We start from the raw sequence: 20,771 nt of genomic DNA, 5'->3' as shown, positions 1-20,771 counted from the left end.
AATTCCCCTCCTAGTTTGGTACATACTTTTTATTTTTTCCTAATCTTCCTGCTTTCCCATCCATCCACGCGTCCCACAACATTCGTGTGATATATTTTCCCTGACGATGGTATTTCGGGATCAGGCACATGCCTGCGCCACATACAATAAAGACCATAAACTCTGCATAGATCACAAGCTGTGTCACCTTGCTGCAATGCGTTTTCACTGCATCCAGTCGGTTCCGGTGTCCATAATAGGTTCTCCAGCCCATCCGCATGAAAAAGCCCTTCTGTTCACCCGATGGCAACACCGTTTTATGATTCAGATGTGCCGCATTGACGTTTACAATGCCGCCATACTTCCGCAGGCGCATCGAAAACTCGGTATCGTCATACCAGATAAAATATTCTGATTTCGGAAGTCCAATCTTTGCAAGGATATCTGCACGAACCATCAAACCGCAAAACGTTGCCAGATCGTAGCGGAAGCATTTGCGCTCATATGCAGATAACGGAACGTTCTTCTCCAGATACAACGTCCGGTTTGCAATCACTCTCCGGTGGATCGTCTGAATCTTTCCATCCGTATAAACCGTTCCCGAACATGCTACCACATTCGGATACCGGCGAATCACGCGGTCACATTTCTGAATATAATCTTCTGCGATCATCGCATCATCATCGATGATCAGCACCCAGTCCAGATCTTCTTTACCTGCAAGCTCCAATCCTACACGGAATCCGCCTGCACCGCCCAGATTCTCCGTCTGTTCCGAAATCACAAACCGCATATCTGCTTTGTACTGTTGCAAATACTCGTCCGTTCCATCGGTACTGCAATTATTTACGATAATAATCTTTTCAAACGGGATTGTCTGTCTGATACAATTCTCAATACATTCCTTCAGTAATTCTAACCGGTTATATGTTACAATTACGACTCCATATTTCATCTTAGTTCCTCCAGCAAAATCTGTAACGAATCGATCTGGCATTTGTTTTTAAACGCCTCCCGTTTACAGTCCTTCTTAAATGTTGCATTGGTAGACATATCCTCCAAATGCAGAATATCAATCGACGGTTCATATACCGTTTCAATTTCATGCTTGCGGCACCGCAAATATAAAAGCTCTTCCTCACGGAACATAAATGTCCGGTCGTCAAATGCTGTATCAAACTTTCCAATATAGAGCGGTGTCAGAATCAGACAGCAGCCATGCAAAACGATATTTTTGTGCCGTTGCTTGCTCGCAATCACCATCTGTATCTTATCGTCCAATGTCTCCTTAACCGGTTGCTTCTGAAACTTCAACGCAGGGAGCAGTTTGTCCAGTGTTCGATTGATTATATTTCGAACCGGATAAAATCTGGAAGTATAATACCGGTACATCTGTTTCGACATTTGTAATTCATGTTCAAAATATTCCCGCGTATGTATTTTGAGATACATATAATTGGTATAGCCATTCAATAATGTGATATGCGGTCCAACTATTCCACACTTCGACGTCTCATACTCCTGTACAATCCGCTCTATAAAATCCGGCTGTAACAGCAATACATCATTGTTCATCACACATATATAATCTGCATGCAACGTCTGCTTTGCATAGGTATACCCAATGTTATTTCCTCTGGCAAACCCCAGATTTTTCTCTGCTTTCAAAACTGTAATATGCGGTTGGTCTTTATATTTTTTCTCCAAATAACCCCCTGAACCATCCGGAGAACAATTATCAACAATGACAATCTCTGAACTGTGCTTCTTTGTATTCTCCCGGATTGCTTTCACACATTTTTCTGTCACTTTTGGTTCATTATAATGGAGTACCACAAACGCAAAAATAATATCTGCCATTTTACTCTCCTAAAATTCGCTGGTATTCACGATATATGTTTTCGGCATTTTTCTTTGCTGTCATATGCTCTGCCATGAAATCACGGGCTGTCTTTGCTGTCTCCCGCAATTCTTCTTTATGATTTAAAATATATAGCATCTTCTGCTTAATACTTTCTGGATTTCCGCATTGATACAGCACACCGAATTTTCCGTCTTTCAAAAGTTCTTTTGTTCCCGCTGAATCCGCACCCAGCACCAGATTTCCCGTCAGCATTGCTTCCACGGTTACACGCCCAAACGCCTCACACCGGGAAGTTACAACCGATACATCTGCCTGTGCCATCACATCGGGCACATCACTTCGAAATCCAAGCAGTTCTACATTTTCTATATGATTCGCTTTTAATTTCTCGCGCAATGCTTCCTCATACTCTTCCCCACCTCTTCCTGCAATCATCAGCCGGTATGCATCCTGATACCCCTCCTGATTCAACAAGCGGCAAGCCTCAATCAAATCATCCGTTCCCTTTAATTCTGAAAGTCCGCCAACATAGCAAAGTTTCAATATCGAATCTTCAAATATCTGTCTCTCTGGCTTATAAAATTGATCTATGTCAATTCCATTATATATAACCTTCATGACATTTTTATGAAGTGATTTACTATATTTTTTATAAATGCTACGGGAAATGGCAATGACTAGATCTGCCCGGTTCATCAACTTATACATATATTTCGGAAAATAGAACTCATTCCCCTGATCTTCCTCCAAAAACTCCCGGATATGCCATACATAAGGAATATTCACCTTACGGGCAGCATATGCGCCAAAATAGCTATACACCGTGTTAATATGCACCAAATCCACATGTTCCTTCTTTAGGATACCCGCCAATCCACGTGCATAGATTTTATTTCTTAAAATATATTTTATCTGTCCCAGTGTTGCCAGTATATTTCTTGGAAAATCACATGATACAACTCCTGATATGGATGGAACCACATAATATTTGATTTTGTGTTTTCTTAATAAGTTTACTCCATCGCCAGGTCCTACATAAGGTCCTTCCTTTGGAATGATCACAATCGTTTTTACATGTAATTGATTTAATTGTATTGCAAGATTTGTCATGCTTAGGAAAGCTCCAGAACTTGCATTATTATCCGAAGCAATCAATGCTACCTTCATTATTTTCCTTCTTTGACTACCTTTATTTTTTGTCATAATACTTCTACATTGTACCCAATTCCATACAAGAAAGCAAGAAAAAAAGCAACATCTTAGCTGCCCGCTAACATGTTGCTTTTCTTATCTCTCTGTCTATTTGAAGAACACGTGATTACCAATCTGCTTATAGGTTCCAAGTGTACTTGTATCCACATATCTTGCAGGACGGAATGACATCAGATCACCGATGTTGTTATTGCCTGCACACGCATCTCTGGCTGCCTGAATACAGCTTGCCTGCGCACCGTTCTGAATCAGTCCTTGCAATCTGGAATCCGATACAACGCTGAACTGGTTGGCTGCATAAACAACACTGCTGATCGTACTGCCCCATGCGCCAGACTGCAGGCGGTTCAAAATTACATTTGCTACCGCAAGCTGTCCTTCGTAGGACTCATTTCCACATTCCAGTGTCATTACAGCTGCCATCAGATTGATATCTGCATCACTCAGGGATACCGGTGTTCTGGATGAAGAGCCGATATTCGAGCTGTTGTTTGCCTGTGTTGTTGCTTCTGTTGTTGTCTGCTGTGTTGTAGAAGTCTTTTCTGTTGTTGTCTGTGTCGACTGCTTGTTCTCCTCTACACTGCCAGAAGCCTTCTTTGTCTCAGTTGTAGATGTCTCCTCAGAAGTTGTATCTTCGTCTACCGCTGTACCATCGACTGGCTCTGCAACACGATACCCTTCTGTGACTTCCATATAATCTGCACTTGCATATCCTTCGGTACCAGTTGCCACCTGAAGACATACCCATGCATCATCTGTTTTCTCTGGTGTAACTGTATAAGTTACATTCTCATAAACCGCACCGACAACCTCAGCGTCCTTATTGGCTGCTGCACGAAGATTGATACCATCTTCCTTCGCAACGGCTGTCATAGAATAATACTGCTTTGCAAGTGCATATGCTTCCTCGCCGATTGTAACATAATCTGCTTTCACATAGCCCTTTACATCACCAGACGAAATCTGCACCCATCCGTCTGCCTGTGCAAGCACATCGCCACAAGCACCGATATTCATATGGCCAACGATTGCAGAATCCGTAGATGCCTCTGCACGGACATTCACATCATCCCGATTGGCTGCACACTTATCTGTAAACTCTGCAGCTGCCGCAGCAACCACCTCTTTTTCCTTTGCTTCCTTATCTGCAGTCATAACAGACTCCAGATCTGCACGGATCATATTGGTTCCGGCTGCATTCATAGAAGTCATCGAACAATCCAGAGTCACAACCTCTTCCACATTTCCAGAAGCAACAACTGTATCTGCTTTTGCTTCTTTCCTGTTTCCAATCATAATGCCTGCGCCTGCACACATAGCAACGACTGTAACCATAATCGTAATGGCTAAAATATTTCTAACTATGTAACGACTGTTAAATACATTCTTTGTGAGGAATAATCGCATATTCCGTACTTTTAACTTCGTTCTTCTGCTCATTTCTTTCACCTTGCAAAATAATTTCGTAACTTTTTACACACATTGTTACATTTTTATTACAGAAGTATCTTAACATTATCTTACAAAGGTGTCAATAGTTTGTTACATATTTGTTACAAATGCAATCGCTAACATACCAGAACCGACATGCGTACCAATGATCGGTCCAATTGGCGCAATCATCAGATTGTCCGCCTGCATACCAGCGTCCACCGCCATCTGCTTTAATTTTTCTGCTTTCTCAATGCAGTCCGCATGTCCGATCACAGCGCGGAGTGTACTTAAATCGCCACCCTCTTCCACGGTCTTTGCAATAAGGTATTCCATCGCCTTATTTGTTCCACGCGCTTTGGAACGGATGACCAGCTTACCTTCCTCGTCCACGCTCAGGATTGGCTTGATTTTAAGGGCACTCCCGACCATCGCCTCGACAGTCGACACACGTCCACCACGTTTTAAATGGAACAGATCTTCCACCATAAACCAGTGATGCACATGTCCACGTATCTGCTTCACCCACTCTGTAAGTGCATCCAGATCCAGGCCTTCCCGTTTCTTCCTTACGATCTCATACAGAAACGCCCCCTGTCCAACAGCGGCGGAACGAGAATCCACGCATACGATCTTTGCTTCCGGGTATTTGTCCAGCACCATATCCGCGCCAAGCATAGAAGACTGATACGAACCACTTAAGCCAGAAGAAAAACTGATGTATAAAACATCCTTTCCTTCTTTCACATATGGCTCAAAAAAATCCTGATACATCGCCGGATTGATCTGTGACGTCACAGGCATCGCACCCTTGCGCAGGCGCTCATAAAAGCTTCCAATGTCACCGTCACGCTCATCCAGATAATATTCGTACACCTGCTCCTCAATCGAATAGGAAAATGGCACGATAGGAACTTCTAATTCCTTTACAACCGCAATTGGCAAATCTGCTGTTGAATCACTTATAACGACATAATCTCGCATACAATCTATCCTCCAATTTAATATCCATAATATGCATCTAAGCCATCTGCAAGTCCCTGAACGATTTCTTTCTGATAATCCTGATCGATCAGTTTGGATTCCTCCTCTTCATTGCTCAGATATCCAAGCTTGATCAGTGCGACCGGCTTTTCACTCCAGTTAATGGCTGTCATCTGGTCTGTCTCGTAAATTCCCTGATTCGTACATGCCGTATTATCCAGAACACCCTGAATCAAACGCGTTGCCAAACGGTAACTGTCATTGTACAAGTCACTGTTAAATTCACTATCCGGTGTCATACACACACCCATTACACCAGTCAGGGAACTGTTCTCACTGAAATTCATCTGAATACGCACATACACGGTTGCCTCTGAATCATTCGCAAGCAATGCACGATCCTTGTTCGACAAATTGATCTCATCGGTATCTCTTGTCATCAGCACCTGGTAACCACGGCTTTCCAGTTCTGTCTTTAACAGATTCGCATAAGTCAGATTCAGTTCACTCTCTTTCGTTCCAAGTGTCGTTCCAACATTTCCCGTAGATGCCCCCTGTTTGGTCACATCAGTATTCGGTCCGATCTCGACCTGTTCCGCATTCACAACCGCCTGATTGGCTGGATCAAGCATAACGATCTTCTTTACCTTCTCGGCATCGCTTTTTGTTGCCGTATCCGTCGGTGTCTCTTCCTCGGTTGTATCTGGCAGGGTTCCGGCTGGCGGTTCTGTCTGGATCACATATTCGGAATACACGTAAAATGTACTGCCATCCACCATAACCTTTGTCCACTCTTCATTGTAACCGACACGATTTAATATCTCACCACCCGGAAGCAGCTTGTAAATATCTGCGTCCGTGGATGCTGCCACGCGGACATTGATCGTCTCTCCCAACGTTTTCACATAATCATTTGTAATATAGTAACCATCGGCATCCATCGGCAGATCCGGTTCCTGCGCTGCATCCGCATTCGTTGCCACAACTGCAGGTTCTGCTGTTGTAACTGCCTCCGTTGTTCCATCCTGTTTCTTTCCACAGCCACCGAGCATCATCATACAGACGGCACCAATCAGCCAGCCTGCCAGTTTATTTCTTCGATTTAGTTTTTTCTTCATAGCTTGTTACTCCCATTTTCGTATCTTGATTCATCTGTAAAAAGCGTATTTATAAATAGTATCATTCCACGCAAAAAAAGACAAGATGTTTTCCGCATCTTGTCTTTTCCAATCTTTTGAAATATAAAATTAGAAACAAACGATCACTCCGCCACGGCTCTCGTAAGTGGTACTAATCCCATTGGCATCAAGAATCTTCACATCTGTAAATCCAAACCGTTCCATCAAAATCTTTCTCACGTTCTTACAGCGTTCCATGCTTCCGCACTGTGTAATCCGAACCGGCTTTGTATTGTCATAGCCTTCCTTCTCAATATGTGACAACAGCTTATTTAACGCTTTGTTCATACCGCGCGCCTGATCGAGCTGCTGAATCTCTCCGTCAACACCATGCAGTACCGGCTTGATATTTAACATATTGGCTGCCAGTGCCTTTACCTTCGTAATTCTTCCGTTCTTCCGCATCGTATCGAGGTTATCCAGTACAAAAAGTGTACGAATCTCTCCAACATATTCCTCTGTCTTTTCCACGATCGTCTTGAAGTCAAGATCCTGCTCTATATAGCGTTCCAGACGCTCGCAGATCAGATGCTGTGCTGCCGCTGCCGACTTCGAATCAAACACATGGATTTTTACATCTGGATGATTCTCCTGATAGATCTGCTTTGCAAGCATTGCACTGTTGTAGGAGCCGCTTAACTTGGAAGAAAGTGTCACTACAAATACATTTTCCGCACCTTCAAAATGCTGCATATAATTCTCTGGTGAAGGGCAGGAAGAACGAGGGCATTCCGGGCATCGGTCTACCATATCCAGATATTTCTCCTGATCAAAGGTATCATCATCAATCACATCCGTATCCCCAACTGTGAGAATCAACGGTACCCGGCTGATATATTCCTTTTTCAAATCCTCGGCTGTAAAATCACAACAGCTGTCTCCAACAATCTTATATTTCATAGTTTTCGCCTTTCAACTCTTTTAGAACTATTACACGTGGTTTTTAATACTACATATGATAGCATGTTAAAACACGAATTGCAACCTATTCTTATACGAATTCATAAGTTTTTCATGATTTATAAATTATTTATCTTTTATTTACCTTTTTCAAATTGTATTTTTATACCTTTCATAGTATAATTTCAAAAGTTTGTATTATACATTCAATATAATAGTGAAGGAGTAAGAAAACTTGAATTTTTTAGTTGATCTGATCAAAGGTGTTTTTGTCGGTATCGCAAATGTTATTCCGGGGGTCAGCGGAGGTACGATGGCAGTTTCGTTCGGCATTTATGACAAGCTGCTGAATGCAATTTCCAGCCTCTTGAAAAGCTTCAAAAAAAGCTTTTTGACCCTGCTTCCGATCATACTCGGAATGGTAATTGGAATTGTTGGTTTTACTTATATCATTCCGTGGCTGCTTGCAAACTTTCCATTTGCAACTTCCTGTGCATTTACAGGGCTGATCATCGGCGGTATTCCAGCTATCTTACGTTCCCTGAAGGACGGCTGGCAAAGTGAAGAGAAGAAATCTCTGCTTGTGAACATTCTTGTATTTTTGATTTTACTTGCCGTAGCAATGGCAATGGTATTTTTAAATGGTGACAGCGAAAGCGGCATTGCACTGACTGCAAGTGCCGGTATGATCGTGAAGATCTTCTTCATGGGAATCATCGCAAGTGCAACTATGGTAATCCCCGGTGTCAGCGGTTCTCTGGTGCTTATGATTCTCGGATATTACTTCGGTGTTATCAATTCTGTAAAACAGTTTGTAGAGGCACTCCGCACACTGAATCTGCAGGGCATGCTGAATCAGCTTTTCATCCTGATTCCTTTTGCGATTGGCTGTGTACTTGGAATCTTCTTTATCTCCAAGCTCATAAGCTATCTGCTGAAGCATTTTGCATCTGCGACGTTCAGCGGAATCTTCGCGCTTGTAGCGTCTTCGCCGATTTCAATCTTCTATAAGGTAAATCAGGAATACAGCATGAATGGAACTTCCGTCGTATCCATCATCGTCGGTGTGGTTCTGCTGGTTGCCTGTGTAGCATTAACCTTATTCATGGAAAAACTCGGAGCACCGGAATCTACGGTGTCCGAGTCTTAGTTACGATTCCTTTCTCCACAAGGCTGTCCGGCTGATAGGACAGCTTTGCCTGGCGAAGTCCGGGAATTCCCATATCTTCTTCCCGGTTTATATAGGTATAGTCCGACAATTCCCGTCTGACAAATTCCCGATTGATCATGGCATACGCACCTTGTACATCTGCGTATGCCTTTTCAAAATGCACATCAAACGTATCTTCTGTCAATCGTTCTCCCAATGTAAATGCTACAACCTTGCCCTCTGCACGGATCAGTCCGCCGATCATGCCAAACATCTTCCGATGCGCAAGCGCATAGGCAATAACTGCTTTCTCATTTTCTTTATCCCCATCGTGTTCCGGGTTGTTCTCCCGCGCCCATGCTTCTTCTAATTCCAGACATTCCTTCCAGTTTTTCCCATTGATCCGCTCATATTGATAATCCGGGTAATTCTCTAAAAACCGGTTAATATGGTTTCTCTTCGCATGCAGCTTCTTGCCTGCAAGTGTCGCAAGCGACTCCTGTCTGTACAGATAATCGGCGCTGTCTCTGTCATATTCAATCTGATACTGTCCCGGATACCAGCGTTCAATCATCTCGAACATTTCCGGCTCTACCATATACATAGCAAATGGCAGATTACTTTGTTCAAAGTAATCTACCACTCTGTCAAATGCATCCTTCGGATCGTGTTCCCCGATTGGAAACGTAAATGAAGTCGGAATGCCATCCTCCACTCTGCAAAACACAAGCATATCCTCTAAAATCGTGAATTTCGTCTGATAAAAATCACACCAGAACAGGCTGTTTGCAGCAGAGAATTCACATCCTCTGTAATGATTGTACTGCAAATAATGATCTAACAACTCTTTGGTCTCAATACTCGGTCTGATAATATCCATGTTTGTCTACTTTCCTTCCAATAATGTATCGACGTCATTTCGTCCGTACGCACATAATTGTTTGCGGATTTCCTGAATTGTATACTCATCTGCATGAATTTCTACCTTATCCAGCAAATGATCCACATAACCACACCACTTCTCGTAGATACGAACCAGATCCTGCTCGGTCGGCTCCTTCTTCTTATGATCGTTCAAAGAAACTGCACCTGACATAATCTCCTTCATCGTAAGTGTCCGTGGCTCAATGCCATATGCAATATAACGGATCTCTTCGGTACGAACCAATGCACAGTCATACATCTCTACCAGCAGATCCTCAATACAGTCATCTGCAATATTAAAATGATGATAATATGCTTCGATCGGACGGCGCGCCGGACGGTCTGCCGCATCCTCTTTGTTATACCAATAGAAATCTTCATCACTTGCAACCTTGGATTTTGCACGTTTATTCTTCTTAGAACCATAAGAAGAAAGTTCTTCGTTGATACCAAACATCGTCTCGACCGGCACCTTTGCTGCCTTCAGATCTCCCATGATGGCTGCGCCCATCGCCTCTGCTTCCCGTACAGATGCAGCAAGCGCCTCGTTGCTGATATTGATCTCTGGAATATCCGGTCCAAATGCAGAATCTGTAAAGTCATCATTTACAGCCTCCGTCTTCGGTTCCGCAATCGCTTCTGGCTGTTTCTTCTGCTTTCTTACATGCTTTTTCTTCTGCTTCTTTGGAGATTCAACCGGCATCTCTGCTTCTACCGGTTTCTCCGCCACTGTATCAGCTTCCAGCTCCTGCTCCGCAGGAATTTCTGTATTAATCGCTTTCTGATCTTCTACGGCATCTGTGGATGCAGAAACCACATTTTCTGTGGAGTCTGACTCCTCTGGCATAATCGATGTTTCTTTCTCATCCGTTTCCACAGTCTCTGCTGTATCTTCTGATTCATTCTGTACCGATGTCTCAGTCTCCGTCGCAATCTCCGGAATACCTGCATCTGCCTGCATAATATCCTCTGTCTCCGGCTTTGGATTCCGACGTTCTTCCTTGACTGCCTTCGTATCGATCTCCTGTGTCGGCGCATTTGCCTGAACCGGATCGATCTTCAGCGAACCAGGTACATCAAATGCACTGTCAAGCTCTGCATCATACTCATCAACTTCTACATTCTCATAATCTTCATAGGAATCATCTGCATCCGCTGTATCGACGTCTTCATAACCGCCGTCCTCTGCATATTCATCCTCGTATTCATCATCATAACCGGTGTCTTCTGGTGCAAACGCAGAATCCTCCCCCGGCATATCCAGATTATCTACATAGAAATCATCCGATAACATGGCATCCGCATCATCAAATACCGTTTGCCCTTCGTCCGGCTGTTCGGTATCTTCATACTCTGTGCCATCCTCAAACTCATCATCGTCCTCGTCGCGTCGTCTTGATCTGCTTGCGATTACCGCAATCGTTGCAATAATCATAATTAGAAACAGCGCAAGCAATGCGACAAAATATATCATTGAAATCATTGATCGATCCATATCATTTCCCAGCTTTCTTATAAAATAACCACTCCCAAAAACGAGAACAATCCTTTTGTAGTATACTAAAAATAAATTCAATAATCAACATTATGTTGTAAAATGATTTTTCCTTTGTTATAATTTCCTAAGAATTTATCTGTTATACAGGAGGCTATCATATTAAAATGGCAAAGAAGATTAGAACAAGATTTGCACCGAGCCCGACCGGCCGGATGCATGTAGGAAATTTGAGAACTGCTTTATACGCATACCTGATTGCAAAGCATGAGGGTGGCGATTTTATTTTGCGTATCGAAGATACGGATCAGGAGCGCGAGGTGGAAGGTGCTGTCGACATCATCTACCGTACCCTGAAGGAAACAGGACTTGAGCACGACGAAGGTCCGGACAAGGACGGCGGCGTTGGTCCATACATCCAGAGTGAGCGTCAGAAGCAGGGCATCTACTTAGAATACGCAAAGAAGCTGATCGACAAGGGTGAGGCATACTACTGCTTCTGCGATGAGTGCCGTCTGAAGACACTTGTCACAGAATTCGAGGGAAAGACCATCTCCCGTTACGACAAGCACTGCTTACACCTTTCGAAGGAAGAGGTTGAGGCAAACCTCGCGGCTGGCAAGCCATATGTCATCCGTCAGAATAATCCGGAAGAGGGCACGACGACATTCTCGGATGAACTGTACGGCGACATCACCGTTCCGAACATCGAGCTTGACGATATGATCCTGATCAAGTCCGACGGTTTCCCGACCTACAACTTCGCAAATGTTGTGGACGACCATCTGATGAACATCACACACGTTGTCCGTGGAAATGAATACTTATCTTCCTCTCCAAAGTACAACCGTCTCTATGATGCATTTGGCTGGGAAGTTCCAACCTATATCCACTGTCCACTGATCACGAACGAAGATCACCAGAAGCTTTCCAAGCGTAGTGGTCACTCATCCTTCGAGGATCTGTTGGAGCAGGGATTTTTGACCGAAGCAATCATCAACTTCGTTGCACTGCTCGGCTGGAGCCCGGAGGATAACCGTGAGATCTTCTCTTTGCAGGAGCTGGTAGAAGCCTTTGACTACCACAATATCTCCAAGTCCCCGGCAGTTCTGGATATGACAAAGCTCAAATGGATGAACGGCGAATACATCAAGGCAATGGACGATGAGAAGTTCTACGAGATGGCACTTCCTTACATCCGGGAAGTCGTTGGCGACAAGATGGATGCGAAGAAGATCGAAGCTATGGTAAAGACAAGAATCGAAGTATTCCCGGATATCAAGGAGCAGATTGATTTCTTAGCAGCTGTACCGGAATACGATATCGCAATGTATACACACAAGAAGATGAAGACAAACGCAGAGAATTCACTGCAGTTATTAAAAGAAGTTCTTCCGGTTCTTGAGGCACAGGAAGCGTTCGACAATGACAGCCTGTTCGCGGCTCTTTCTGCATTCGGTAAAGAGCACGAGTACAAGACCGGCTTCGTCATGTGGCCGCTTCGTACCGCTGTATCCGGCAAGCAGGCAACACCGGGCGGCGCAACCGAGCTTATGAGTATCCTTGGCAAGGATGAGACACTTGCAAGAATCAAGGCTGCGATTACGAAGTTAGAAAATGCATAATCTCTTTGACAGACAGAAAAACAGGGACTACCTCAAAAGGGTAGTCCCTGTTTTTTATTTAATCCAGTATATCCTTATCTTGAAAATATAAAGTCCCACATACAATCACACAAAGTAATCCGAACAGGGCAATCACAAATCCACTCATTGGTTTTACGCCTTCATAATTGATATAGGAACTTCTCTGCCACATCGTATAACTTCCCGGCAGCCACCAACAGGTATAATAAGCAGATAGAATATAGACACCACACGTTGCAGCAAAGCTTATAACGGGTGTAAACAAAAAACTGAAAAGCATCTGTACTTCTGTCATCAACACAGATATGGCAAATGGCAGCAAAACGGAAATCAAAATCATATCAGACTGGCTGACATAATTCATAGAATCTCCATACAAATGTTCCAGCAGATCCACAGAAAAATCCGCACTTAGCTTTGCTCCATGCACACAGGCACTGATCGTACAGGTTACAGCAATTCCAATATAGTATAGGAAAACTGTCATCAGACACCAGAACATCTTCGCAATCCACCAACGAACGCGGGAACCGCCTGCCGGAAGCACAATCGCTCCATACTCATTATAATCCTTACATGGATAATATGCAGTCAGATATGCCAGTCCAATGTGAAGCATAAACCACGAAATCGGAATCACGAACGTCGAATCGGGACTGAATTTATAGATATACATTCCCTGCATAACATACAGATAATAATCCGCCGCTGTTCCGCTTCCGGCGATTGTCCCCGCTTCGTATATGTTTGCAGCATATTCCGCAAAACCGGCAGTCATCAGCACGACAACAAGAGGTATGATCAGAAATCGGGCACCATGCCGGAACGTCCCAAGACACATGTCCCGCCAGAACATCTTTGCTGTTCTCATGCCACTCCCTCCTTCTGCTTACGCACAACTGTACCGTCCTTGATCTCAATGATCTCATCGCTCAAATACTCCAGTTCTTCCCGATCATGACAGGCAATAATAATCAGATGATCCCGTTCCCGCAAATCCACCAGCACCTTCTTTACCTGCTCCACGCTTGCTTCATCCAGCGCATTGATTGGTTCATCCAATACAATGATATCCGGCTCTCCCATAATTGCATTTGCGATTCCAAGCTTCTGTTTCATTCCGAGCGAATATTTCCGATATACACGCTTATCCTCCGGATCAAGCTGCACCCGCCGCATAGCTTCCGCCACAGCCTCTTTGTCTATATCACTGCGAAGCGATGCCAGCATACACAGATTCTTATATCCTGTATATTGCGGCAGAAATGCCGGATTCTCAATCAACGCCCCAATGCTTTCCGGGAACTCGATATCCTTCATGAGTACTTTTCCGTTGATACTGACCGTTCCTGTGCTTGGTATCATCAATCCGCAAATAGTTCGCATAAGCATGGTTTTCCCACATCCATTTTTCCCTTTCAGGCCATAAATTGCTCCCGAATGGAATTTCAGATTGATATCATGCAAAATCGGCGTTTTATGTATCGTCTTCGATATATTTTTTAATTCAACCTCTATCATAACACGTCTTTTCTCCTTCCCTTTAAGAACAGCCAGAGTATAATAATCAGCGTCCCACCGACTGCCATAAGCACGACCTGCAGCCTGCTGAAAACAACCGATTGTCGCGGATTTAGCATCTCCATCACAGAAAATCTGCCATCATTGTTTTCCATCATAACAGTGCTCCACATGATATAGAAAGCAAAAGGAATTACAATCGCACTAAACATACTCTCGACCCGTTCTGCCACACATACAGAAACAAGTGCCAGAAGTCCTGCAAACAAACCATCTAAAAGGATAAATGCCAATGCATACAATGCACCGTTTGTCTCATACAGTCCGGAAAACAAATTCACATCCAGAATTCCAGCCGACAGAAATTCCAGTCGTTCCGGCATACGAAGTGGATATATTGTCATAACCGCCATCAAATCTAACAACAACGGAATCATCACAGTGATTGCTGCCATCACAAACACAACAAATGATTTTGCCATATAGTACCCACGTCTGGAAGTGTGCAGTAAAATATTCTTCAGATAACCTGTTTTGATGTCTTCATAATAAGTTCCCGCATATGGTAATGCTGCCAGAATCGGAAGCAGCGCATAAAACAGACTGTTCGTCACGAACTGATAATCTGTCCCAATCCATGTCTGCATCACAACTTTTGTATCTATCGTATCCCGAAATGCATTATGAAAGAGTACGATATCGCCAATTGCTAGAGCCGTTCCTAACAGCAATGCCACATAAAATCCACCCGACCGAAAAGCTCTGTAAAACTCAAATTTAATCACTGGTTTCATAGGCTCGCTCCTCCATAATTCCCCCTGTTTTTAACCGGATGCGTACGGCATCCGGATACAGCGACACCACATATTCAAACTCCATGTCTGAAAGATTCTCCCATGTTTTCTCACGAAAGCAGGCACGGGACATCGTAGTTGCAATCCAAATATCCTGTTTCTTTCCCGTATCTAGCTGTTCACCATAAAATTTATTCAATTTAGCCCCCATATACGGATTATAAGCACTTCCCCACCCCCTGCAGACAAATCCTTCTCCTATCACGGAAAATATATCGTCCCAGGATATCGCTTCATCCGAATCATTTCGAACCATTAATCGCACACAGACAGCCTTCTCACTATCTGCCACATCATTCTCCATACCAAAATAAGTACCATATTCATCCGAATCCAATAGCAGAAACTCATCCGCCTGAATTGCAAGCCCTCCATAATAAAATTCCTGTCCCTGTTCCACATACATTACATTGTTTTCCTTCCCACGATTCAGGTTCACAACTTGGATTACCCATAGCAAGAGTCCAAACATAATCAGGAACACGGTTATCTGATTTTTCATATGCACACGCTCCTCACTGTTGCTTATATCTATTCTGACTCATTCCCCATAAGATCATACAATGGCACAACCGTCTTGGATAATACCGGATTTACCCACGAATCCAACATTTCCACACTAATAGTTCCTATATACATGAGTCTTTCTTCATGTAAATCATATAAGGAATGTTCATCTATCTCATATCCAATGACACATTCCAATACCTCTTTCGGTTTCATTGTATACCATGTAAACCAACTGAGTCGATCTGGATTTTCTACATATTGCGTTTTATCAAAATATATTATATTATCAGTCGTCACAGCATAGCTTTTCGCTCTATTTGTTTGAATCAAATATAAATCGCTTAAAACAATTTCTCTTGATTCGACCGATTCATTTTCTATACGCATTTTCACAAAATAATATCTGGATTTTGGATGTCCTTCTATCCGATATTTATCACCTGCATCCTGTCTTGCATATGGATCTGTCAACGCATTATATTCTTCCTCTGTATAATTATAGGGATTTAATACAATTTCTTTTATATCCTCCAATTCAGGGATTTCCTCATACATTTTCTCATAATCCCATAACAGATCCGTCTGATAATTTGCATCAGGAAGTGCACTGTCAATAAAAAACTCTGCCGGATAACGTGTCTGCATTTCTATTTCTGTATCTTCAATCATATCGCAATCTACAAACTCATATGTTATATTATCAATAGTCACACTATGTGTCACATCTTTTTCCTCAGCATCACAATCTGTTTGTGTATCATCCCCAGATGTATTCTGTTGCTTTTCTTCTTGTTCATCCCAATATCTCTCAACCGGATACTTCTTATCTTTTTCATTTTTCACAATGTATCGTAAACACGCAATTCCAACAATGCCAAGCAAGCATCCACTTATTAACTTTTTGCGATTTTTCATACTTCCTCACATTCCTTTTATAGGAGGAAACAATTCACCTAGTTTCCCCCTATTTTCTATCTTTCTTCTAGCCAAAAATAGTGTAATTCCTTGTTGAATCCGGGCTCCATACTCCACTAGTGTCAAGTCGCGAATATGAAATTCTTGACATTACCAATCTGGCCTCTGTCCCTCCCTTTTCATTTATCCAATTTGTAATGCTTCCCTGTGTTCCTGTTGGAATTGCATAGGAATATGACCCTGCAAATTTTTCATACTGACCTGTAATGCTGTTCTTTTTTCTTCCATTAGCCTCATAATATATCTTAGGTCCTGCAGTTGGATATACATAAACTTTAGTAGCATTATTTTTAGTTCTCCATTCACAACTTCCTATAGGATCTATATTACTATACGAATACTGTTTATTACCTGTATTACCTGCCGCTGCTTTTGCATTCGTTCCAAATCCCACTACGGCTGTTACAGACAGCATCATTGCCATCGCTATTGTTACAATTGAATTTTTTATTTTTCCTTTTCTCATAAGCTTCTTCCTCCCATCTCTACTCCATATGATTTTTTGCAAACTCCTTCAACCCTTCCGGTTCCTCTGGTTGATACCAACATCCCCGGCAGCAAAGGGATGATAGTGATGCCAGTGAAACCGCAACTGCACATATGGCATTTCCATGTTTCACAAGCCACTTCTTAACCTTTGTTTTCATAAGTTCCTCCTTCTCTTCTGTCTTCCATCAATATGGTAATCGCACTATAACATGCTTTTATGATTTCCTGTTGAAATCTGCTACGAACGGTCAAAAATAAGGGATGAATGTTCGTTCATCCCTTATTTTTGACCGTTCGTATCCCTTTTTCTATCTGTCCGACGTTCTCTGCTATACTGTAAAAAATGAAAGGATAAATGAAATGATACTCTCTAAAAAAATAAGTAAGAAGATAACCGATATACTTGTGACAAACGAAATTATAGAATCTCAAAAGAAAGACATTTATTTCTATTGCCTTGATTTTGCGCTGGATCTGATTTTGTTTAATTGCAGTCTGCTATTGATTGGGGGACTCCTCGATTTTTTTCTCCCATCGCTTGTATATATTATTATCCTGGTTCCAATACTCATGCTGGCAGGCGGTGCCCATGCAAAAAGTCCTTACTCCTGCTTCCTGCTTTCTTATTCCATTTATTTTCTGACTCTATTTTTATCTCGGTTACCATATTTGATTATGCCTGGACTCTATATTCTTCTTATCAGCCTGCTTACTCTTATAATCTGGGGGCTGGCTCCAGTTGGAAATGCACACAAGCACTACACCACTGCCGAAAGAACAAAAATCAAAAAAATATTGTTCTTTCTGTTATTCTTTATTTACGCATTTGCAGTCCTCATGCTATCATGGAAACAGCAACTCTATTATCATATGATATTGATTTGCTTGTGCATCGTTCTTATCAATCAATGTATCGCACGTTGCTTGAATCATAGGACATTACATGTTTCAAAGGGGGAAAAAAAATAAATGACACTGAATATAGCCATCTGCGATGATGAAGCAAAAGAATTCGAGCCATTATGTCATCTTTTAGATATATGCTCTTTCCAATTCAATATTGATCTGCACATTGATACTTATACAAGTGCACAGGCACTTCTGACTCGCTACCGGGAATCCACAGGAGCGCCCTATCAGTTGCTCTTTCTGGATATCGAGATGCCGGATGGAAGCGGAATCACGCTTGCAGATGTAATCAAGAGAAATTTCGACCATCATGTAATGATTGTCTTTGTCAGCAACTATCCAAAATATATGCAGGACAGCTTCGCCGTCCACCCCTACCACTTCCTTCAAAAGCCAGTCCAGGAAGTCGAGATGAAGCAGCTGATATCAGATATCCTCGAAGAGTACACGAAAAATCTATCGTTGATTTCCGTTGTAGATGGCTATGACCGGGAATATACATTGAACTTAAAAGATGTCTATTACATCAAAGTGAAAAATGCGAAGTCCAAAGAATTATGCTTTCATATGCGGGAGGATACGATTCCTGCGAAAGGGACAATCACTACCTGGAGTTCCATGCTGGATGAAACGATGTTTATGATGTGTTCCCGCACAGTTCTTGTCAATCTTTCCCATATTCACTATCTGAAGGATTGCTCGATTATTTTTGACAACGGTGCCACCGTCTCCATGAGCAGGCGGAACCGGAAACTGATCACGGACCGCTATCTGAATCAGGTGGTTGCCATGCACTCGGATTTTTATACACACCAAGGAGTCTAATATGCAGTACGCACTTACGATACTTACATATCTTTTTGATATGTTCATCTTAACTACATTTCTGATGAACACATTACATCATTTCAAGAAACGTTATGCCCCACTATATCTTTGTGTCCTTGTCGGTTGCGAATGCTGTCTGTATGGATGTGAAGTATTAAACAGCCATTTCCCTACCATACAATCAGAAATTACCGCAACGCTTATCAGTCTGGGTACAACGTTTATCCTCTGCTTATTTTTCACAAGCAGTCTGAAAGCAAAGCTATATGTGGTACTGCTGTTCCAGATCCTTGCATCACTTGGAGAAGCCATCTTTACTTTCCTGTTTACAAAACTAAATCCTGACTTCTATGCAGAAAATGACACTGCTTTTTTATACAGTGTTATGAATATCGGTTCCAAGGTCGTCCTGTTCATACTCTGCCTGCTCATGTCATTATTGTTTCGGAAGCAGACACCTGCGCACTCTCTGGAATACAAGTTTTTGATTTTATCTACACCAATCATATCCATCATCATTTATGTATGCCTGCCGCTTCAACATCTGTTTCTGATTGATAACATACTTTTCTATGAGCTTTTGATTTTCTGTCTGGTGTTGTTAAATATCATAAACTATATTCTGATCCAGAAAGAATATGCATCGACCACATTAAAATACACAAACGCCCAGATGGAAGATCAGATTCGCTTTCAGAAAGAAAAATACGAACAGCTCAGTGAATCCTATCGGCAAAGCCGCCGGATCATCCACGACCTCAAAAAGCAGTATTTCTGTATCAACGAATATGTCGACAACAAGGAATACGATAAACTGAAAACCTTCACCAGTGAGGCAGTCAGGGATATCGAATCCACTTATTCCAAATACAATACCGGCAATCTGGTCATTGATTCTTTCCTGACAAACTATGATACACTTGCAGCGAAAAATCATATTCAATTTGTTGCTAAGCTTGGGGTAACGTATAACCGGATTCCGGTCAATGATTATGATTTATGCGTGATTCTCGGCAATATGCTTGATAACTGTCTGAAAGCATGTATTGCCAATCCTTCCAGTGAGAATTTTATCCACATCGCGATTGCGACTACCGAAAATGATAAATTCACGATTCACTGCGAGAACACAACCGCAGAGGGAACATCCCTGGAGCACATACATGCCAACCGGCAAAATTCCCTCTATCACGGATATGGTCTCACCAATATCCGGAATACAGCAGAAAAATATCATGGTTTCTTCACTTACAGCGTTGAAACCCTCTTCTATATGGACTTGATGATTCCAATTATCGAAAAAAGCAAACGCATTATGCTCTAACTTAACTCATCGAGTGTCTTCGCATAGGCTGGCAGGAATTCCTGAACGAAGTCCTTTACTTCCGGGTAGCTCTTTGATAGCTCCTGCACCATCTGCTCCGTGCTTTCCTTCGCCTTGACGAATTCGCGGTTGCCGGTTTTTTCTTCTTCCATGCACTTGATGAGTGCGGAGAGCTTATCTGCAGCCTTTACGAGCTTCCAGAGATACTTCGTCTCTTCCGTATCATCGCCCTGCTTGAAGAAGTAGTCCCGGTAATATGTCTGCAGATCTTCCGGAAGCTGTCCGATCAGCTTCTCGCACGCTTCATCCTCGATAGAATGAAAGAGATCCTTCATCCGGTTATTGTAATATTTGATCGGTGTTGGCATATCTCCGGTGATGATCTCGGACGCGTCGTGATACAGTCCGATCACTGCCGCCTTGTCGGCATCTAAATGCTTGCCATACCGCACATTTCCGATCACGCAGAGCGCATGCGCAAGCATGCTTACCTCCAGGCTGTGTTCCGACAATGTCTCCGGGTATGTGTTCCGCATGAGCGCCCAGCGCTCAATATATTTCATGCGCGCCACCGTCGCAAAGAAATTGTATTCCATAA

The 20,771-nt window shown here is 42.7% G+C and carries 22 protein-coding genes; 5 read left to right on the top strand and 17 right to left on the bottom strand.

Annotated features, from left to right (window positions below):
- Positions 1 to 10 precede the first annotated feature (10 nt).
- The 7 genes from AAAT93_RS01395 to AAAT93_RS01365 all read right to left on the bottom strand — a co-directional run bounded on the left by AAAT93_RS01395 (position 11) and on the right by AAAT93_RS01365 (position 7,548).
- Positions 11 to 934, bottom strand: coding sequence for a glycosyltransferase (locus tag AAAT93_RS01395; protein WP_118373715.1), 924 nt, complete (start codon positions 932 to 934; stop codon positions 11 to 13).
- Positions 931 to 1,839 carry a glycosyltransferase gene (locus AAAT93_RS01390; protein WP_021985689.1) on the bottom strand — a complete coding sequence of 303 codons (909 nt, stop codon included), beginning with the start codon at positions 1,837 to 1,839 and terminating at the stop codon, positions 931 to 933. Before AAAT93_RS01390 ends, AAAT93_RS01395 begins: the two co-directional genes overlap by 4 nt.
- Before the next feature lies 1 nt (position 1,840).
- Positions 1,841 to 3,010 carry a glycosyltransferase family 4 protein gene (locus tag AAAT93_RS01385; protein ID WP_181985586.1) on the bottom strand — a complete coding sequence of 390 codons (1,170 nt, stop codon included), beginning with the start codon at positions 3,008 to 3,010 and terminating at the stop codon, positions 1,841 to 1,843.
- 132 nt (positions 3,011 to 3,142) lie between these two features.
- A complete protein-coding gene (locus tag AAAT93_RS01380) occupies positions 3,143 to 4,495 on the bottom strand; it encodes a cell wall hydrolase (RefSeq protein ID WP_227573337.1) in 1,353 nt (450 codons plus the stop codon).
- A 102-nt stretch (positions 4,496 to 4,597) separates the two neighbouring features.
- Complete coding sequence (locus tag AAAT93_RS01375; RefSeq protein ID WP_227573336.1) at positions 4,598 to 5,470, bottom strand: DegV family protein; 873 nt, start codon at positions 5,468 to 5,470, stop codon at positions 4,598 to 4,600.
- Between the two features lie 17 nt (positions 5,471 to 5,487).
- A complete protein-coding gene (locus tag AAAT93_RS01370; RefSeq protein ID WP_021985693.1) occupies positions 5,488 to 6,588 on the bottom strand; it encodes an N-acetylmuramoyl-L-alanine amidase in 1,101 nt (366 codons plus the stop codon).
- A gap of 129 nt (positions 6,589 to 6,717) precedes the next feature.
- On the bottom strand, positions 6,718 to 7,548 hold the full coding sequence (locus tag AAAT93_RS01365; protein WP_227573335.1) for a DegV family protein: 831 nt from the start codon (positions 7,546 to 7,548) through the stop codon (positions 6,718 to 6,720).
- 235 nt (positions 7,549 to 7,783) lie between these two features.
- Here AAAT93_RS01365 and AAAT93_RS01360 point away from each other — a divergent pair, with 235 nt between their 5' ends.
- On the top strand, positions 7,784 to 8,698 hold the full coding sequence (locus AAAT93_RS01360; RefSeq protein ID WP_021985695.1) for a DUF368 domain-containing protein: 915 nt from the start codon (positions 7,784 to 7,786) through the stop codon (positions 8,696 to 8,698).
- On the opposite strand, the gene AAAT93_RS01355 is transcribed toward AAAT93_RS01360, so the two are convergent.
- Complete coding sequence (locus AAAT93_RS01355) at positions 8,679 to 9,578, bottom strand: DUF2156 domain-containing protein (RefSeq protein WP_021985696.1); 900 nt, start codon at positions 9,576 to 9,578, stop codon at positions 8,679 to 8,681. The genes AAAT93_RS01360 and AAAT93_RS01355 overlap by 20 nt on opposite strands.
- 6 nt (positions 9,579 to 9,584) lie before the next feature.
- Positions 9,585 to 11,105 (bottom strand): hypothetical protein, encoded by a 1,521-nt coding sequence (locus AAAT93_RS01350; protein WP_227573334.1) that lies wholly within the window; start codon positions 11,103 to 11,105, stop codon positions 9,585 to 9,587.
- 179 nt (positions 11,106 to 11,284) lie between these two features.
- Between AAAT93_RS01350 and gltX the strand changes: the two genes are divergently transcribed.
- Positions 11,285 to 12,742 carry a glutamate--tRNA ligase gene (gene gltX / locus AAAT93_RS01345; RefSeq protein ID WP_227573333.1) on the top strand — a complete coding sequence of 486 codons (1,458 nt, stop codon included), beginning with the start codon at positions 11,285 to 11,287 and terminating at the stop codon, positions 12,740 to 12,742.
- 58 nt (positions 12,743 to 12,800) lie between these two features.
- Here gltX and AAAT93_RS01340 read toward each other — a convergent pair whose 3' ends face one another.
- From AAAT93_RS01340 to AAAT93_RS01310, 7 genes are all read right to left on the bottom strand, one after another.
- The gene (locus AAAT93_RS01340; RefSeq protein WP_196021126.1) at positions 12,801 to 13,634 is read right to left on the bottom strand and encodes a hypothetical protein; all 834 of its coding nucleotides are present in this window, start codon (positions 13,632 to 13,634) and stop codon (positions 12,801 to 12,803) included.
- Positions 13,631 to 14,284: an ABC transporter ATP-binding protein gene (locus AAAT93_RS01335; RefSeq protein ID WP_118734830.1), complete on the bottom strand. Its 654-nt coding sequence runs from the start codon at positions 14,282 to 14,284 to the stop codon at positions 13,631 to 13,633. The genes AAAT93_RS01340 and AAAT93_RS01335 overlap by 4 nt, the downstream gene beginning before the upstream one ends.
- Positions 14,281 to 15,078, bottom strand: a complete 798-nt coding sequence (locus AAAT93_RS01330; protein WP_021985701.1) for an ABC transporter permease — start codon at positions 15,076 to 15,078, stop codon at positions 14,281 to 14,283. The genes AAAT93_RS01335 and AAAT93_RS01330 overlap by 4 nt, the downstream gene beginning before the upstream one ends.
- A complete protein-coding gene (locus tag AAAT93_RS01325; RefSeq protein WP_021985702.1) occupies positions 15,062 to 15,640 on the bottom strand; it encodes a hypothetical protein in 579 nt (192 codons plus the stop codon). The genes AAAT93_RS01330 and AAAT93_RS01325 overlap by 17 nt, the downstream gene beginning before the upstream one ends.
- 29 nt (positions 15,641 to 15,669) lie before the next feature.
- A complete protein-coding gene (locus AAAT93_RS01320; protein WP_021985703.1) occupies positions 15,670 to 16,563 on the bottom strand; it encodes a hypothetical protein in 894 nt (297 codons plus the stop codon).
- 67 nt (positions 16,564 to 16,630) lie between these two features.
- Positions 16,631 to 17,089, bottom strand: a complete 459-nt coding sequence (locus AAAT93_RS01315) for a hypothetical protein (RefSeq protein ID WP_021985704.1) — start codon at positions 17,087 to 17,089, stop codon at positions 16,631 to 16,633.
- A gap of 19 nt (positions 17,090 to 17,108) precedes the next feature.
- Entirely contained in the window at positions 17,109 to 17,270 is a 162-nt protein-coding gene (locus AAAT93_RS01310; RefSeq protein ID WP_021985705.1) for a cyclic lactone autoinducer peptide, read from the bottom strand.
- Between the two features lie 103 nt (positions 17,271 to 17,373).
- Between AAAT93_RS01310 and AAAT93_RS13635 the strand changes: the two genes are divergently transcribed.
- The 3 genes from AAAT93_RS13635 to AAAT93_RS01300 are packed head-to-tail and all read left to right on the top strand — an operon-like array spanning position 17,374 to position 20,173.
- Positions 17,374 to 18,081 carry an accessory gene regulator B family protein gene (locus tag AAAT93_RS13635; protein WP_118734829.1) on the top strand — a complete coding sequence of 236 codons (708 nt, stop codon included), beginning with the start codon at positions 17,374 to 17,376 and terminating at the stop codon, positions 18,079 to 18,081.
- Positions 18,082 to 18,846, top strand: a complete 765-nt coding sequence (locus AAAT93_RS01305) for a LytR/AlgR family response regulator transcription factor (RefSeq protein ID WP_021985707.1) — start codon at positions 18,082 to 18,084, stop codon at positions 18,844 to 18,846. It begins immediately after the preceding gene.
- Position 18,847: 1 nt separating this feature from the next.
- Positions 18,848 to 20,173 carry a sensor histidine kinase gene (locus AAAT93_RS01300; RefSeq protein ID WP_118734828.1) on the top strand — a complete coding sequence of 442 codons (1,326 nt, stop codon included), beginning with the start codon at positions 18,848 to 18,850 and terminating at the stop codon, positions 20,171 to 20,173.
- Here AAAT93_RS01300 and yfbR read toward each other — a convergent pair.
- Positions 20,170 to 20,769 carry a 5'-deoxynucleotidase gene (gene yfbR / locus AAAT93_RS01295; RefSeq protein ID WP_117780798.1) on the bottom strand — a complete coding sequence of 200 codons (600 nt, stop codon included), beginning with the start codon at positions 20,767 to 20,769 and terminating at the stop codon, positions 20,170 to 20,172. The two genes, AAAT93_RS01300 and yfbR, sit on opposite strands and share 4 nt — an antisense overlap.
- Positions 20,770 to 20,771: the final 2 nt, after the last annotated feature.

The organism is Coprococcus hominis (ex Arizal et al. 2022) (assembly GCF_040094675.1).
GTDB lineage: Bacteria > Bacillota > Clostridia > Lachnospirales > Lachnospiraceae > Coprococcus_C > Coprococcus_C hominis.
The sequence above is the reverse complement of the archived record's forward strand: the minus strand, read 5'-3'. Positions and strand labels throughout refer to the sequence as shown.